The organism is Roseicyclus marinus, assembly GCF_030163795.1.
Taxonomy (GTDB): Bacteria; Pseudomonadota; Alphaproteobacteria; order Rhodobacterales; family Rhodobacteraceae; genus Roseicyclus; species Roseicyclus marinus.
In genome coordinates, this window is sequence record NZ_JASJOF010000004.1 from 78,369 (window position 1) to 94,870 (window position 16,502).

General features: G+C 65.9%; 17 protein-coding genes. 12 read left to right on the forward strand and 5 right to left on the reverse strand.

Features of this window, described 5'->3' with window-relative positions:
• Positions 1 to 6 precede the first annotated feature (6 nt).
• From QQK63_RS07485 to iolG, 3 genes are read left to right on the forward strand one after another with little or no spacing between them, the layout of a single operon-like run.
• Positions 7 to 846 carry a 5-deoxy-glucuronate isomerase gene (locus tag QQK63_RS07485; protein ID WP_277823178.1) on the forward strand — a complete coding sequence of 280 codons (840 nt, stop codon included), beginning with the start codon at positions 7 to 9 and terminating at the stop codon, positions 844 to 846.
• Positions 843 to 1,682 (forward strand): class II fructose-bisphosphate aldolase, encoded by an 840-nt coding sequence (locus QQK63_RS07490; protein ID WP_277823180.1) that lies wholly within the window; start codon positions 843 to 845, stop codon positions 1,680 to 1,682. Before QQK63_RS07485 ends, QQK63_RS07490 begins: the two co-directional genes overlap by 4 nt.
• Before the next feature lies 1 nt (position 1,683).
• Positions 1,684 to 2,676 carry an inositol 2-dehydrogenase gene (gene iolG / locus QQK63_RS07495; RefSeq protein ID WP_277823182.1) on the forward strand — a complete coding sequence of 331 codons (993 nt, stop codon included), beginning with the start codon at positions 1,684 to 1,686 and terminating at the stop codon, positions 2,674 to 2,676.
• Positions 2,677 to 2,781: 105 nt separating this feature from the next.
• On the opposite strand, the gene QQK63_RS07500 is transcribed toward iolG, so the two are convergent.
• Positions 2,782 to 2,976 (reverse strand): hypothetical protein, encoded by a 195-nt coding sequence (locus tag QQK63_RS07500; RefSeq protein WP_277823184.1) that lies wholly within the window; start codon positions 2,974 to 2,976, stop codon positions 2,782 to 2,784.
• A 153-nt stretch (positions 2,977 to 3,129) separates the two neighbouring features.
• Here QQK63_RS07500 and QQK63_RS07505 point away from each other — a divergent pair, with 153 nt between their 5' ends.
• From QQK63_RS07505 to QQK63_RS07515, 3 genes are all read left to right on the forward strand, one after another.
• A complete protein-coding gene (locus tag QQK63_RS07505; protein WP_277823186.1) occupies positions 3,130 to 4,170 on the forward strand; it encodes a TRAP transporter substrate-binding protein in 1,041 nt (346 codons plus the stop codon).
• 95 nt (positions 4,171 to 4,265) lie between these two features.
• Entirely contained in the window at positions 4,266 to 4,844 is a 579-nt protein-coding gene (locus QQK63_RS07510; RefSeq protein WP_277823679.1) for a TRAP transporter small permease, read from the forward strand.
• Complete coding sequence (locus QQK63_RS07515) at positions 4,841 to 6,334, forward strand: TRAP transporter large permease (protein ID WP_277823188.1); 1,494 nt, start codon at positions 4,841 to 4,843, stop codon at positions 6,332 to 6,334. Before QQK63_RS07510 ends, QQK63_RS07515 begins: the two co-directional genes overlap by 4 nt.
• Here the strand turns inward: QQK63_RS07515 and QQK63_RS07520 are convergent.
• From QQK63_RS07520 to QQK63_RS07535, 4 genes are all read right to left on the reverse strand, one after another.
• Entirely contained in the window at positions 6,331 to 6,690 is a 360-nt protein-coding gene (locus QQK63_RS07520; protein WP_277823190.1) for a Rieske (2Fe-2S) protein, read from the reverse strand. The genes QQK63_RS07515 and QQK63_RS07520 overlap by 4 nt on opposite strands.
• Positions 6,687 to 7,925, reverse strand: coding sequence for a fumarylacetoacetase (gene fahA, locus QQK63_RS07525; protein ID WP_277823192.1), 1,239 nt, complete (start codon positions 7,923 to 7,925; stop codon positions 6,687 to 6,689). Before fahA ends, QQK63_RS07520 begins: the two co-directional genes overlap by 4 nt.
• Positions 7,922 to 9,031, reverse strand: a complete 1,110-nt coding sequence (gene hppD, locus QQK63_RS07530; RefSeq protein WP_277823194.1) for a 4-hydroxyphenylpyruvate dioxygenase — start codon at positions 9,029 to 9,031, stop codon at positions 7,922 to 7,924. Before hppD ends, fahA begins: the two co-directional genes overlap by 4 nt.
• Positions 9,032 to 9,182: 151 nt before the next feature.
• Positions 9,183 to 10,586, reverse strand: coding sequence for a helix-turn-helix domain-containing protein (locus QQK63_RS07535; RefSeq protein ID WP_277823196.1), 1,404 nt, complete (start codon positions 10,584 to 10,586; stop codon positions 9,183 to 9,185).
• A 136-nt stretch (positions 10,587 to 10,722) separates the two neighbouring features.
• Here QQK63_RS07535 and QQK63_RS07540 point away from each other — a divergent pair, with 136 nt between their 5' ends.
• From QQK63_RS07540 to QQK63_RS07565, 6 genes are all read left to right on the forward strand, one after another.
• Positions 10,723 to 11,211, forward strand: a complete 489-nt coding sequence (locus tag QQK63_RS07540) for a hypothetical protein (protein WP_277823198.1) — start codon at positions 10,723 to 10,725, stop codon at positions 11,209 to 11,211.
• Positions 11,212 to 11,234: 23 nt separating this feature from the next.
• On the forward strand, positions 11,235 to 12,191 hold the full coding sequence (locus QQK63_RS07545) for an HpcH/HpaI aldolase/citrate lyase family protein (RefSeq protein ID WP_277823200.1): 957 nt from the start codon (positions 11,235 to 11,237) through the stop codon (positions 12,189 to 12,191).
• A gap of 113 nt (positions 12,192 to 12,304) precedes the next feature.
• A complete protein-coding gene (locus QQK63_RS07550) occupies positions 12,305 to 13,480 on the forward strand; it encodes a malate--CoA ligase subunit beta (protein ID WP_277823202.1) in 1,176 nt (391 codons plus the stop codon).
• A 12-nt stretch (positions 13,481 to 13,492) separates the two neighbouring features.
• A complete protein-coding gene (gene sucD / locus QQK63_RS07555; protein WP_277823204.1) occupies positions 13,493 to 14,389 on the forward strand; it encodes a succinate--CoA ligase subunit alpha in 897 nt (298 codons plus the stop codon).
• On the forward strand, positions 14,386 to 15,264 hold the full coding sequence (locus tag QQK63_RS07560) for an HTD2 family dehydratase (RefSeq protein WP_277823206.1): 879 nt from the start codon (positions 14,386 to 14,388) through the stop codon (positions 15,262 to 15,264). The genes sucD and QQK63_RS07560 overlap by 4 nt, the downstream gene beginning before the upstream one ends.
• Positions 15,264 to 16,502, forward strand: coding sequence for a CoA transferase (locus QQK63_RS07565; protein WP_377135427.1), 1,239 nt, complete (start codon positions 15,264 to 15,266; stop codon positions 16,500 to 16,502). Before QQK63_RS07560 ends, QQK63_RS07565 begins: the two co-directional genes overlap by 1 nt.

Sequence of the window (16,502 nt, forward strand, 5' to 3'; positions counted from 1 at the left end):
GCGCCGATGCACATCGCCCCCCACGACAACCGCAACCAGCCCATCGTCGACGTGGATCATCCGCTGGTCCCGTACGTCTATTTCAACATTCTCCACCTCGATGCGGGCCAGACCTTCGACTACCGCGTGCCGGGCTACGAGACCTGCATCGTGCCCGCCACCGGCACGATCACCGTGGAAACCTTGGGCGAAACCTATGCCGACATCGGCCAGCGCGGTACGGATGTCTGGGATGGGGAACCCGAAGGCGTCTACATCCCCACCGACACGCCCGCCCGGATCACCGCCCGCACGAAGACCGAGGTCTTCATCGCGGGCGCGAAATACACCGAAACGCTAAAACCCTTCGCCGTGCGCAGCGCCGATCTCGACATCGTGCAATACGGCTCGGACGACACGAAAACGCACCGCAAGATCAAGCATATCCTGGGGGCGGCGCATCACGACCGGGTCGGGCGACTTCTTGTATCAGAACTTTTCACCGTCGGCGCGGGCGGCTGGTCGGGCTTTCCCTCCCACAAGCATGATACCGACCGGCTTCCGGACGAAACCCGCCACGACGAATGCTACAATTTCCGCTTCCGGCCCGATTACGGCTCGGGGCTCCAGATGCTCCAGCGCGTCGACAACGAACCGGGCGACGCCTATCACATCGTCAATCGCTCCACCGTCCTGATCGACAAGGGCTATCACCCCTGCTGCGTCCTGCCGGGTTACGAGATGTATTACTTCACCATCCTCGGCGGCCAGTCGAAGCGCAGCTTGAAACAGTATTTCCAACCCACCCATGCCGCGCAACTGCACACGATCCCCGGGATCATGGACATGGTGGCCAAGTTCAAATGACGCTGGCGACCCTATCGCAAGTCCTGCGTCCCGCGCTGGCGGGCGGCTATGCCGTGCCGGGCCTCGTCTGCCTCGGCTGGGAAGACATGCGCGCCTATGCCATGGCGGCAGAGGCCGAACGCGCCCCCATCATCCTTCAGGCAGGCCCATCGTGCCGCGCGCATACGCCCCTGCCCGTCCTTGGCGCGATGTTCCGCAATCTCGCCGACAGCGTCGATGTCCCCGTCGTGATCCATCTCGACCACGGCTACACGTATCAAGAATGCCAACAGGCGCTCGACGCGGGCTTCACCTCGCTCATGTATGACGGTTCGCGCCACCCGCTCGCTCGAAACATCGACGAAACCGCCCGCGTGGCGGAACTGGCCCATGGGGCGGGCATCTCCTGCGAGGGAGAGATCGGCTTCGTCGGCTATGCGGGCGGGGACGCCTCCGCCGGCACCAACGCGGGCGAGGCCGCGATTTTCGCCCGCGACACCGGCGTCGACGCCATGGCGATCAGCATCGGCAACGTGCATCTGCAACAAGACCACGAGGGCGGCCTCGACGAGACGCGCCTGCGCGCCATCGAGGCCGCGACCGATGTGCCGCTCGTTATCCACGGCGGCTCCGGCGTGCCGCTGGCGCAACGCCTGCATCTGGCGCAGACCTCGCGCATCTGCAAATTCAACATCGGCACCGAATTGCGCATGGCCTTTGGCGCGGCGCTGCGCGATGCCGTCGCCGCCGACCCGGGCCGTTTCGACCGGTTGGCGATCCTGAAGGACACACATGAGCCAGTGATGGAGGCCGCACGCGCGGTCATCCGGGGGCTCGGGGCAAGCGGAAAGGCATGACATGCTGAAGATCGGTATCTTGGGCTGCGGACGCATCGGGCAGGTTCACGCCCGCGCCATCAAGGCTGTGGAGGGCGCGACCGTCACGGCATTGGCCGACGCCCTCCCACAGGCCGCAAGCGCGCTGGCCGCCACCACCGGGGCCGAGGTGCGCAGCGTCGAGGCGATACTGACCGCCCCCGACATCGACGCGATCGTCATCGGCACACCCACCGACAGCCATTTCGACCAGATCATGGGCGCGGCCGCGAACGGCAAGGCGATCTTCTGCGAAAAACCCGTGGACATGTCCGTCGACAACATCCGCCGCTGCATCGAGGCGGTGGAACGCGCCGGCGTGCCCTTCCTCACCGGGTTCAACCGCCGCTTCGACCCGAATTTCGCCGCGCTGCGCGCCCGTCTGCGCGCGGGCGAAATCGGCGCGGTAGAACTTGTCACCATCACCTCGCGCGATCCCGCACCGCCACCCGTCAGCTATATCGCGCGCTCGGGCGGGTTGTTCCGGGACATGATGATCCACGATTTCGACATGGCCCGCTTCCTGATGGGCGAGGATTTCGTGCGGCTTCACGCCATGGGCAGCGCGCTCGTCGATCCCGCCATCGGCGAGGCGGGCGATGTGGATACCGCCGCCGTGATCCTCACCACGGCCTCGGGTCGGATCTGCCAGATCTCCAATTCCCGCCGCGCCGCCTATGGCTACGACCAGCGGATCGAGGTCCATGGCGCGCTGGGGATGCTCCGCGCCGAAAACCAGCTTGAAACGACCGTCGAACTCGCCACCGACCAAGGTTTCCGCCGCGCCCCCGCCCAGCATTTCTTCCTTGAACGCTACGAGGCGGCCTATCTCGCCGAAATGCGCGCCTTCGTGACCGCCGTGACCACCGGCACGGCCCCCGAACCGGGCATCCACGACGGCCTTCAGGCGCAGCTGCTGGCCGATGCGGCGACCCGCTCGCGCGAAACCGGCCAGCCCGTCGACATCGGCGGCTGATCTGGAGCATGTCGCGCGAAAGTGGGAACCGGTTTTGCGCTACCCGGACATGCGAAACCATAGGGTTAGAGAGCGGCGCGTGAATGCGAGTGAACGCGACGCGCTCTAATCGCCGTCCTTGGGCGTCCATGCGATGAACAAGTGCCACGCAAGGTAGCCCCCGATCGCGGCAAAGACATAGGCCCAAAGCCGGTTGTCATGGCTCCATTCCACCCCGGCCCAGGCAAAGGGCGCGGCGACGACCAGCGCGCGCCGCCAGGCGGGGCGAAAGAACGGATGATCGGGATCGAGCAGACGCATCGGGAAACCTCGGCAACCGGTCCGCCCTCCTTGCCAGACTGCCCGTGACCCGTCCAGCGCCGCGCACAGGCTTGGCGCATGGGGGGGCGTGCTGTACCTCTTGAGGGGAATCGGTGGCGCAAAGACCGCCGGTCGCCAAAGGGAGGATGAACCATGACCCACAGAACCGCCCGTCTGGGCCTCGGCGCAACCGCGCTCGCGCTTTGCCTCGCCAGCGCCGCCACCGCGCAGGAGGTGACGCTGCGCCTCCACCAGTTCCTGCCCGCGCAGGCAGTCGTCCCGACCCATGTGCTCGACGTCTGGGCCGACGGGATCGAGGAAGCCTCGGGCGGCCGGATCGAGATCCAGCGCTTTCCCGCCATGCAACTGGGCGGCGCCCCGCCGCAACTGATCGACCAGGTGATCGACGGCACCGTTGATATCGTCTGGACGCTGCCGGGCTATACCCCCAACCGCTTCCCCCGCACCGAGGTGTTCGAACTGCCCTTCATGATGGCCAACGGCGATGCCGAGGCCACCAGCCGCGCCTATTGGCAGCTGGCCGAGGAAACCATGATGGACGCCGATTTCGCCGATGTGCATGTGCTGGGCCTCTGGGTCCACGGGCCGGGCGTGATCCATTCCGCCGATCCCATCGCCTCGGTCGACGACCTCGCCGGCGTCAGCCTGCGTGCGCCGACCCGCATGACCAACCAGCTTTTCGCGCAGCTCGGCGCGACCCCGATCGGGATGCCCGTTCCCGCCGTCCCCGAAGCGCTGAGCCAGGGCGTCATCGACGCGACCGTCATCCCGTGGGAGGTGACGGCGGCGCTGCGCGTGTCGGAACTCGTGGAAAACCACACCGAGTTTCCGGGCGACGCGCTCTATGTCGCGACCTTCGTGCTGGCGATGAACAAGGACCGCTACGACAGCTTGCCCGCCGATCTTCAGGCCATCATCGACGAGCGCTCGGGGCTTGAATTCTCCGCCTTCGCGGGCCGGGTGATGCAGGAATACGACGCGCCCGCCCGTGAACTGGCCGAGGATCGGGGCAACACGATCATCACGCTCGACGACAGCCAGATGACCGAATGGCGCGCCGCCGCCGATCCGATCATTTCCGGCTGGGTGGCCGAGATGGACGGCATGGGCGTCGACGGTGCCGCCTTGGTCGACCGGGCCCGCGCCCTGATCGCCGAGAACCTCGACAACTGATCCCCTAACCATCCCGGCCCCCGCCCCTTGCGGGGGCCGGACGCATCGCCTATCCGCAAGGCGACCCCGTGATCCGCAGCGGAGGCCAACGCGCCATGCTGACCCTCGTGACCCGAACGGCGCGCCTCATGGCGCTTCTGGGTGGCTTTGCGCTGACCGCGCTGGTCGCTGTCACCTGCGCCAGCATCCTTGGCCGTGGCATCGACCGGTTCGGCCATTGGGATAGGGTGGAGGCCGCCGCCCCCGGCCTTGCCGCGTGGCTCACGGGCTTCGGCCCCGTGCGCGGCGATTACGAACTGGTCGAGGCAGGCATCGCCTTTGCCGTCTTCTCTTTCCTGCCGATCTGCCAACTCATGGCGGCCCATGCCACGGTCGATGTCTTCACCGGCCTCATGCCCGCCCGCGTGAACCGCTTTCTCGCGGCGTTTTGGGAAATCGTGCTGGCTTTCGTCATCATCCTGATCGGCTGGCGGCTCTATGCGGGCTTTCTCGAGAAACTCGACAACGGCCAGACCAGCTTCCTTTTGCAATTCCCGGTCTGGTGGGCCTATGGCGCAAGCCTTGTTGCCGCCATCGTCGCAGGGCTTGTGGGGCTTTACTGCGCCGCCGCGCGCGTGGCCGAAGGGGTGACGGGCCGCCCCCATCTGCCCGGGTCCGAAGGGTCGGGCCATTGAGCGCGCTCGCCCTCGGCTTTTGGTCCTTCCCGGTGCTTCTGGCGCTGATCTTTCTGCGCGCGCCCATCGGGGCTGCGATGTTCGTCGTGGGCACGGGCGGTCTCTGGCTCGCCACGGGCAGCCCCAACATGGGCCTCAACCTGCTCAAGGCCGAAAGCTATTCGACCTTTTCCAGCTACTCTCTCTCGATCATCCCCATGTTCCTCCTGATGGGGCAATTCGCGACGCTCTCGGGCATGTCGAGCGCGCTGTTCAAAGCCGCCGAAGGCTGGCTCGGCCACCGCAAGGGCGGTGTCGCTATGGCCTCGGTCGGGGCCTGCGCGGGCTTTGGCGCGATCTGCGGATCCTCGCTTGCGACAGCAGCCACGATGAGCCGCGTGGCGCTCCCGGAACTCCGCCGCTACGGCTATTCGGGCGGGTTTTCCACCGCGACGCTGGCCGCGGGCGGCACGCTCGGCATCCTGATCCCGCCGTCGGTCATCCTTGTCATCTACGCGATCCTGACCGAACAGAACATCGCCAGCCTCTTTCTCGCGGCCTTTGTCCCCGGCATCCTTGCCGCCATCGGCTACATGCTCGTCATCGCCATCTATGTCCGCCTCAACCCCGACAGCGCGGGCCTGCGCGAGCGTGTGCCATACGCCGAGCGGTTCAAGGCCTTGGCCGAGATCTGGCCGGTCATCCTCGTCTTCGGGCTTGTCGTAGGCGGCATCTACGCGGGCTGGTTCACGCCCACCGAAGGGGCCGCCGTAGGCGCGGCCGGCACCGGGCTTTTGGCGCTTCTCAAGGGCAACATGACATGGGCGCTCTTCAAGGAGGCCGTGATCACCACCGCCATATCCTCGGCGATGATCTTCTTCATCGTGCTGGGCGCGAAACTCTACAATTCCTTCCTCGCGCTCACCCAGATGCCGCAGGAATTGTCGATGTGGGTCGTGGGACAGGGGTTCGCCCCCCTCACCGTCCTGATCCTGATCCTCGTCTTCTACCTGATCATGGGCTGCCTGATGGACAGCCTGTCGATGATCCTCCTGACCATCCCGATCTTCTGGCCGGTCATGGCGCAGATGGATTTCGGCCTGATCTCGCTCCTCGACATGCAGGCCGCCCGCTTGGCCGAAGGGATCGCCGACGGCATCGCCATGGCCCCCGACCTGCTCGCGCAGGCACAGGCCAAACTGGCCGAAGGCGTGGCGCTCACCCGCGACGAGTTTCGCGCCCTCGGCCTGCGCCCGGTGACCGAGGCGATGCACGCCGATTTCAACCAGACGCTCACCGCCATCTGGTTCGGCATCCTCGTCCTGATCGTGGTCGAGGTGGGGCTGATCACGCCGCCCGTGGGCATGAATCTCTTCATCATCAACGCGATGGACAAATCCACGCCGATGACCGCGACTTACAAGGCAGTCATGTGGTTCGTCACCTCCGACGTGATCCGGGTGGCGATCCTCGTGGCCTTCCCCTCGATCACGCTGTTCCTTTTGCGCTAACCGATCACCAACCAATCGCCCGCGATATGCACCGGCACCGGGTCCAGCGCGCAACCCTGCCCCAACCCGTCCAGCCCCTGCCCGGTGCAGGCATCAAACCCCGCATCATGGTTGGAACAGCGCAAGGTCGCGCCATCCCCCGACAGGATATTCCCCGACCGCCAATCCAGCGGCAGGTATTGGTGCGGACAGGCATTCACATAGGCCCGCAACCCCTCGGCACTGGCCACGAGGAGCAGCGGAAACCCGTCCAGATCATGGCTCGAAACACCCGAAACCGGCACATCTTCCGCCCGGCAGATCCGCGCCCCCGCCCCCGGCGCACCGGGAAAATCGCGCCATGCGTCGTGGTTCATGGGGCCTCCGGCGCAGGCATGATCACCCCCTCGCAAGGACCAAAGCCCAAGCGGTAGCCGCCCTCGCACCAGCCGCGAAACATCACCCTGTCCCCGTCTTGCAGGAAATCGCCCCTCTTGCCGTTCTCCGTCAGCTCCAGCAGCGACCCGCAACTGTCCAAACTTGGCCCCGAAATCGTGCCCGATCCGATCAGATCGCCCACCTCCATCGCGCAGCCTGAAATCGTGTGATGGGCAACCTGCTGCGCGGCGGAATAATAAAGATGCCGCGCATTCGTCCGCGCGACGGTCCGCGCCGCCTGCCCTCCGCGCGCCAGATCGACCTCCAGATGCAGGTCCAGATTGCGATGCGTCCCCTCCGCCAGATAGGGCAACAAATCCACCTCCCGCGCAGGCGGGGCGACACGAAACGGCTCCAGCGCCTCGCGCGTCACAACCCATGGGCCGATCGTGGTCGCGAAAGCCTTGGACTGGAACGGCCCGAGCGGCTGGTATTCCCAGACCTGCACATCCCGCGCCGACCAATCATTGAGCAACACGAAGCCAAAGATCATCTCCCAGGCCTCGGCGGTGCTGACGGGCCGCCCCATCACGCTCCCCGTCCCGATCACCGCGCCCAGTTCCAGCTCGAAATCCATCTTTTCGCTCGGCCCCAGCCGGGGCAGCGCATCGCCCGCACTTTTCAACTGGCCCAAGGGCCGACGCACAGGCGTGCCCGACGCCACGACCGTCGACGCCCGCCCATTGTACCCGATGGGAATATGCAGCCAATTCGGCGGCAAGGCATTCTCCGGCCCGCGAAACATCGCCCCCACATTGGTCGCATGCTCGCGCGAGGCGTAGAAATCCGTGAAACTGCGCACGAAGATCGGCAGGTGCATCGCCACATCCGCCTGCGCCAAAAGCGGCAGGTCCCGTGCGCCTCCCGCCGCATCCAGCAAATCGGCAATCTGCGCCCGCGTGGCCGACCAGATTGCAGGCCCGAGCGCCATGAACGGGTTCAACACCCCCGACCCGAACACGCGCCCCCCCGGCGCAGGCTCGACCAGCCCCTCCGCCTCCAGCGCCGTGACATCAAGGATCTGATCCCCGATGGCCACCCCCACCCGGGCCGCGCCCCCGCCTTGAGAAAACACGCCCCACGGCAGGTTCTGGATCGGAAACGCGCAGCCCGGCGCATTGGCGCTCTCGACCCAGGACCGCCGCGCCGGATCATGCGTCGCGTTCAGCTTCACTCGCCCGCCGCCTTCAGCACACCGCGCTCGATCTGGTCGCGCTCGATCGACTCGAACAGCGCCTTGAAATTCCCCTCCCCGAACCCGTCATCGCCCTTGCGCTGGATGAATTCGAAAAAGATCGGCCCGATCACGGTCTTGGAAAAGATCTGGAGCAAGATCCGCGTCATTCCCCCATCCACGACACCTTCGCCATCGATCAGGATGCCGTGCTGCATCATCCGGTCGATCGGTTCCTCGTGGCCCTGCACCCGCTTGTGGCTCATCGCGTAATAGGATTTGGGCGGCGGCGGCATGAACTCGATCCCGTTGGCCGCGATCTTGTCGACCGAGGCATAGATATCCCGCGCCGCGACCGCGATATGCTGGATGCCCTCGCCCTTGTATTCGCGCAGATATTCCTCGATCTGGCTCGTATCATCGGCGCTTTCGTTGATCGGGATGCGGATCTTGCCGCAAGGGCTCGTCAGCGCGCGGGAAAACAACCCGGTCTGCTTTCCCTTGATGTCGAAATACCGGATCTCGCGGAAATTGAACGCCTTGGCGTAGAAATCGTACCACGTGCTCATGTTGCCGCGCTGCACGTTGTGCGTCAGGTGGTCGAGGTAATAGAACCCCGCCCCCTCGGGCCTCGGGTCCACCTCCCCCAGCCAGTCGTATTCCCCCGCATAGGGGCTGCCCGCCTCGCCATAGGTCTCGACGAAATACAGAAGCGATCCGCCGATGCCCATGACCGCAGGCACATCCAGCGACTTGCCGGGGCCGGTATATTCCTCCGCCCCATAGTCCAGCGCGCATTTCAGCGCGTGGTCTGCATCCACCACCCGCCAGGCCATCGCGGGCGCACAGGGTCCGTGTTCGGCGACAAACCGCGCCGCGTGACCATCCGGATCGCGGTTCAGCACATAGGTGATGTCGCCCTGCCGGTAGAGCGAGATATCGCGCGCCTTGTGGCGGGCCACTTCGACATAGCCCATCGCCATGAACAGCTCTTCCAGCTTCTCCGGCTCGGGATGGGCGAATTCGACGAATTCGAACCCGTCCGTGCCTGCGATGTTGAGGGCGTTTATGGTCGCTTTCGGGGCATCATGGGGAAAAGGTCCCATGCGGTCCTCCCTTGTCTGGCCTGCGTGTACGTGCCCTTCACGCAGCAAAACAATCCCGGCCCGCGGGGGGCAAGGGTCGGCCCCTCACCCGCCCTGCTTGTCTCACGCGGGCGCGGTCCCTGTCAATATTCGTTGCAAATGCGATGACTGCTCAGGCCGAATAGCGCGTGGCCCCCCGGCGACGCTCGTCCAGCGGCTCGGCCATCACCAGCGCATGATGGGCGCGCTGATCGCATTGGCTGCGCGGGCAGATCCGGCAATTGATCCCGATCTCGGTCACCGGCGCGCCCGCCGCCGTCAGCGTATCGGCATAGCCGATGGCCGCCGCGTGATCGACCGCACAGCCCATGGCGACGGCGAGACGCACATCTTGCGTATGCCGCGCAAAACTCGGCCGGTCGACGGTGCGCGAAAAGACCATGAACCGGCTCTGGTCGGGCATCTCCACCAGTTGCGGCACGATCCGCCCCGGCGTTCGGAAGGACATATGCACCTCCAGCCGCGGACAGGCCCCGCCATGTTCGGCAAGGTGGAAATCGGTCGAATTGAACCTTTTGGTGACATTCCCCGCCTTGTCGATCCGCAGGAAAAAGAACGGAACCCCCTGCGCCCCCCGGCGCTGCAGGGTCGTGGCCCGGTGACAGGCCTGTTCGAAACTGACCCCGAAGCGTGTGGCCAGATGGTCGAAATCGTAGCGTGACGCCAGCGCCTCCGCCAGAAAAGGGCCATAGGGCATCAGCACGGCGGCCGCGAAATAATTCGCCAATTCCACCCGGCAGCGCGCCCGGTCATGCGCATCGGCCAGACCCGCCTCCGACAACAGCGCGTCGAACACGGCGCGCTCTTCGATCAATCCCGCCACATGCACCAGCTGGAACACCCGGTTGGGATGATCCAAGGCTTCTGATAGAAGAATAAGCCGCCGCGCCTCGTCATATTCGCGCAAGGTGCGCGGCATCTCGGCCACCGGCACCAATTGCACCCGCAACCCCAGCCGCGCCAACAGCCGTTGCTTGAGGCTGGCATAGACATCATCCGTCGCGGGCGCCACCCCGTCCCAGAACGCTTCGGCCGCCTGCTCCAGCGCCGGAAAGTGATTCCTGTTCTTGCGAAAGAAGTCGTGAACCGTCTCCTCGGGCGAGGCTTGCAGCATCGCCCGCGCCCCGTCGCCCGCCTCGACCACGCTCATCAACTGGTCCGTCGTGGCCAACCACGACCGATGCAGCCGCAGAAAACAGGCCGCCAGATCCGGCGCATGGCTGAGCGCCGCGCGCATCTGCGCCAGATCGGGCCGCTCCCCATCGAACAACGGATCGGCCAGCGCGGCGCGCAAATCGGCCAGATGCGCCGTATCCTCGTCATCAGCCAGATCGCGCCAATCGACGCCATAGGTCTCGAACAGCTTCAACAAGACGGGGACGGAAACCGACCTTTCGTTCTTTTCCAACAGGTTGACGTAAGACGTGGAAATCCCCAGCGCCTTGCCCATCTGGGCCTGCGTCTGGCCATGATCGACGCGCAACCGCCGCAGCCTCGGACCGATGAAGGTTTTCATTCGTGTAACCGCTGGATTTCACAAGTTGACGGAATCTATATCATGTAAATTCTCGCATTTACAGCAGGACGCGGAACGTTTTTGAAACGCGCGCCCCCACAGGCATGCTTCCCCCATCGAACCGGGAGGAGCTTCGATGCACATCCGCCAGACCCATGGGGTTCCGACCCAACAGACGCCCAAGCGATCCGGCCCCTGCGCGCTGCATGTCGTACCGGGCCAGACGCCCTGCGCTTGGCCCGCAGCCCTCGCCCAGACCCTGCCGCGCGGCGCGCAGATTCTGGTCCCCGCGACCGGCTCCCTGTCTGACCTTTTCGCCGATATCGCGGACCACGCGGGCTTCACCGTGACCCGGCTCGAGACCCCGACCGAGGCGCGGCTTGCCCATCACCTCGGGGCCGACCGCTTCGGCACCATCGCCGCCGTTCTGGCGGTGCAGGGTGAAACCGATCCCGTCCTGATCCGCCGCGCGCTGGATGCGACCTTCCACGACGCGCGCCTCTGCCTCGACGCCAGCCTCACGGGTCAGGCCGACGGCTTTGCCCATCCTGATCTCGTCATCACCGACCCCGCCGCCGGTCTCGCCCGCCTTGTCGCTGGCCCCACCACCCACGCCGCCCGCTGAACCTTCCGCGAAAGTCACAGACCATGTCCCACACGCTCCACCCCCTCCGCCGCCAGCGTCTCCAGCGGTCTGAACTGGCCGTGCCCGCCTCCAACCCCACCATGATCGACAAGGCCGCCGCCTCCACCGCCGATTACGTCTTCCTCGATCTCGAGGATGCCGTGGCACCCCCCGAAAAGACGCAGGCCCGCAAGAACGCAATCCAGGCGCTCAACGACATCGACTGGGCCGGATTGGGCAAAACCGTCTCGGTCCGCATCAACGGGCTCGACACCCATTACATGTACCGCGACGTGGTCGACGTGATGGAACAGGCGGGCGACCGCGTCCACACGCTCCTCGTGCCCAAGGTCGGCGTGCCCGCCGATCTCTACATGGTCGAGGCTCTGGTGAACCAGATCGAACAGGGCACCGGCGTCGAAACCCGCGTGGGAATCGAGGCGCTGATCGAAACCGCGCTTGGCATGGCCAATGTCGAGGCGATCGCCCAATTCGGCGGCCGGCTCGAGGCGCTCCATTTCGGCGTGGCCGATTACGCGGCCTCCATGCGCGCGCGCACCACCAATATCGGCGGGCTCAACCCCGATTACCCCGGCGATCAATGGCATGCCTCCATCACCCGCATGGTCATCGCCTGCCGCGCCTATGGCTTGCGCGCCATCGACGGACCCTTCGGCGATTTCTCCGATCCCGAAGGCTATGTCGCAGGGGCGCGCCGCGCCGCTGCCCTTGGCTGCGAGGGGAAATGGGCCATCCACCCCAGTCAGGTCGAGATGGCCAACGATGTCTTCTCGCCCCCCGAGGCCGAGGTGACCAAGGCCCGCCGCATCATCGCCGAACTCAAGGCCGCCGAGGCTCAGGGCAAGGGGGCCGCCAGCCTCGACGGCAAGATGATCGACGCCGCCTCCGAAAAGATGGCGAAAAACGTGATCGACATGGCCGAAGCCATCGCCGCCCGCACCCCCCTCGCCGCCGAATGACCTGGTCCCTCCCCCCACACCACCCTTCCCCCGCTGCGCCGTAGGGTGGGCAATCTGCCCACCACCCCCTCACCACCCACCCCTCACCACCCCGCTCCGAAAGGACCCCGCCCATGGACATCCACGAACATCAGGCCAAATCCATCCTGTCCGATTTCGGCGTCCCCGTGCCGCGCGGCCACCTCGCCTTCAGCCCCGAACAGGCAGCACACGCCAGCCGTCAACTGGGCGGCCCCTGCGTGGTCAAGGCACAGATCCATTCCGGCGGGCGCGGGGCCGCAGGCGGCGTGAAACTCTGCCGGACCGAGGGCGAGGTGCGCAGCTTCGCCGCCTCCCTCCTTGGCCGAACCCTCGTGACCAAGCAGACGGGCGCGGCCGGTAAGCGCGTCGACCGCCTCTGGATCGAAGAAGCCACCGACATCGCGCAAGAGATCTACCTCGGCTTCGTCCTCGACCGGAAATCCGAACGCATCATGATCGTCGCCTCGGGCCACGGCGGGATGGAGATCGAGGATCTGGCCGCAACTGATCCCGACAGCCTGGTGCGCATGGTCATCGACCCCGCCGCAGGCCTTGTCGATTACCAGGCGCGCGAACTGGCCTTCCGCCTCGGCCTCTCGGGCAAGCAGATCGGCCAATTCGTCACCACCTTGCGCGCCTGCTACCGCGCCTACCGCGATCTCGACGCGATGATGGTCGAAATCAACCCGCTCGCCATCACGGGCAGCGGCGATCTGGTCGCGCTCGACGCGAAAATGTCCTTCGACACCAACGCGCTTTACCGCCGCCCGCAGGTCGCAGCACTGCGCGATCCCGGCCAGGAAGACCCGCGCGAGAGCAGCGCCCATGACAACGGTCTCGCCTATGTGGGGCTTGATGGCGACATCGGCTGCATCATCAACGGCGCAGGCCTCGCCATGGCCACGATGGACATGATCAAGCTCGCGGGCGGCGAACCCGCCAATTTCCTCGACATCGGCGGCGGTGCCTCGCCCGAACGGGTCGTGACCGCCTTCCGCACCGTCCTGACCGATCCCAATGTCGGCGTGATCCTCGTCAACATCTTCGCGGGCATCAACCGCTGCGACTGGATCGCCAAGGGTGTGGTTCAAGCCTACGAGGAAGTCGGCCTGACCCTTCCCGTCATCGTCCGCCTCTCGGGCACCAACGTCGAGGAGGGGCGCGAGATCATCCGCACCTCCGGCCTCCCCCTCCTCTCCGCCGATACGCTGGCCGAGGCCGCCAAACTTGCCGTCCGCGCCCGCCCCACCCCCCTTGCCGCCGAATAAGGACCCCAGACCATGGCCATTCTGATCACCAGGGATACCCGCGTCATCGTTCAGGGCATGTCGGGCCGCATCGGCCAATTCCATGCCGAGGAGATGATCGCCTACGGCACCAACGTTGTGGGCGGCGTCACGCCCGGCAAGGGCGGTGAGACGCATCTGGGCCGCCCGCTTTTCAACACCGTGCGCGAGGCGGTGGAGGCGACGGGCGCCGATGCCTCGCTCCTTTTCGTGCCCCCCGCCTTCGCCGCCGATGCGATGATGGAGGCCGCCGATGCCGGGATCAAAACCGCCGTCTGCGTCACCGATGGCTTGCCCGCCCAGGACATGATGAAGGTCAAACGCTTCCTCAAACGCTACCCGCGCGAGCGCAAGATGCGCCTCATCGGCCCCAATTGCGCCGGCATCATCAGCCCCGGCATCGGCTTCATGGGCATCATGCCGCCCCATATCTACCGCCCCGGCCGCGTCGGCATCGTGGGCCGCTCGGGCACGCTGGGCTACGAGGCCGCCTCCCAGATGTCCGCGCTCGGCATCGGCGTCTCTTCCTCTATCGGCATCGGGGGTGATCCGATCAACGGTTCCTCCTTCCGCGACATCCTCGAACTTTTCGAAAACGACGAGGGTACCGATGCCGTCATAATGATCGGCGAAATCGGTGGCCCGCAGGAGGCCGAGGCCGCCGCTTACGTCCGCGATCACATGACCAAACCGGTCGCGGCCTATGTCGCGGGCCTCTCCGCCCCCAAGGGCCGCAAGATGGGCCATGCGGGCGCGATCATCTCGGCCTTTGGCGAAAGCGCACAGGAAAAGGTCGAGATCTTGCAGGATGCGGGGATCATGGTCGCGCCCAACCCCTCCTCCATGGGCGACACCGTGGCCCGGATGCTCGGCCTCAAGGTGGCGGCATGAGCAGGCTGGAAAGCTTTGCCATGGCCACCATGCGCGACGCCGAGGATTGGATCGGCCGGACCGAGGAACGCTGGGGCTGCCTGACACCGGAACTGGCGGGGATGATGTCGGCGGCGGTCTCCCACCCGCTGTCCCTGCCCCGCGACACGCGGCGGGGCGGGCTTTTGCCCCGGCTCTGGCATTGGGCGGCCTTCCCCGAATTCGTGCCGCTCGCCCAATTGGGTCAGGACGGCCACCCCGAACTGGGCGATTTCCTTCCGCCCTTGGCCTTTCGCCGCCGCATGTGGGCGGCGGGCGCGCTGACCTTCCACGGCTCCTTGCGCATCGGCGAAAGGCTGCGGCGCAAATCCGTGATCCGCTCCGTCACGCCCAAATCGGGGGCCACGGGCGACATGGTTTTCGTCACCGTCGACCACCAGATCGAAGGCGAAACCGGCAGTTTCGTCGAAGAACGGCAAGATATCGTCTACCTCCATATCCCCGAGGTCTTCACACCCCCCAAACGCCTGCCCGAACTGGAAAACCCCGATTTCGACGAAACCGTCGCCATAACCGAGGCGCGGCTGTTCCGCTTTTCGGCGGCCACCTTCAACGCGCATCGCATCCATTACGACCTGCCCTATGCCCGCGAGGTCGAAAAATACCCCGCCCTCGTCACCCATGGGCCGATGCAGGCGATCATGTTGATGGAAACCGCCAAGCGCCACACCGGCGTGCCGCCCAAACGCTTCAGCTTCCGGGGCGTGCACCCGATGTTTCACACCCATGACCTGCGCCTTCAGGGGAAATTGTCGGCCAATGGCAAAAGCATGGACCTCGGCACAGCCACGCCCGAGGGCTATCTTGGCATGACCGCACAGGCGGAGTGGGATTGATGGGCATTCTCAACGGTATGCGCGTCGTCGAATCCTCCGCCTTCGTGGCCGTGCCGCTGGCAGGCATGACGCTGGCGCAGATGGGGGCCGATGTGATCCGCTTCGACCTGCCCACGGGCGGCATGGATGCCACCCGCTGGCCCGTCGCGCCGAACGGCCAAAGCCTGTTCTGGGCGGGCATGAACAAGGGCAAACGCTCCGTCGCCATCGACGTGAAAACCCCGCGCGGCAAGGAAATCGCGCAAGACATCATCTGCGCCCCCGGCGATGACGCGGGGCTTTTCATCACCAATCTCGCCACGCCGGGCTGGACCGATCACGCGACCCTTGCCGCCCGCCGCGCCGATCTGGTCTCGGTCACGCTGCGCGGCGACCGGCACGGGCGGCCCGCCGTCGATTATACCGTCAATCCCGCCGTGGGCTTTCCCATGGCCACGGGGCCGGAAGGCTCGACCGATCCGGTCGCCCATGCCCTGCCCGCATGGGATGCCATCGCGGGTGGGCTGGTCGTCTCGGGCCTCTTGGCCGCCGAACGCCACAGGCTCCGCCACGGCACCGGCCAAGCCGTCGATCTGACACTGAAAGACGTGGCCGCCGCCATGCTCGGCCATCTCGGGATCATCGCCGAACATGCGCTGACCGGGCAGACACGCGGCCGCGCGGGCAACAGCCTTTACGGCGCCTATGGTCAGGATTTCCAATGTGCCGATGGCCGCCGCGTCATGGTCATCGGCCTGACCGCGCGGCAATGGCAGAACCTCATGAAGGTCACGGGGCTCTCTGAACCCATGGCCGCACTGGCCAAGGCGCTTGGCGCCGATTTCCGGGACGAAGGCGCCCGCTGGCACGCCCGCCACGCGATCACCGCCATCCTGTCCCCGTGGTTCGCCGCCCGCCGTGTCGCCGATTTCGCCGAAAGCTTTGACCGCGCGGGCGTCACATGGTCGGAATTCCGAACCTTTTCCCAAGCGATCGAGGAAGACCCCGACCTCTCGGCCGAAAACCCGATCTTCTCCGAAATCGATCAACCGGGCCTTGGCCGCTTCCTTGTTCCCGGCACGCCTTTCGGCTTTTCCGCGCTCGACCGCGAAAGCGCGGCCCCCGCCCCGCTTCTCGGCCAGCATACCGAAGCCGTGCTGGCCGACGTCGCGCGCCTCCCCGATCTGGAGATCGCCCGCCTTTTCGATCAGGGCATCGTCGCCCAACCGGACCGCGAGGCGCTCCGCCGCGCCTCGTAA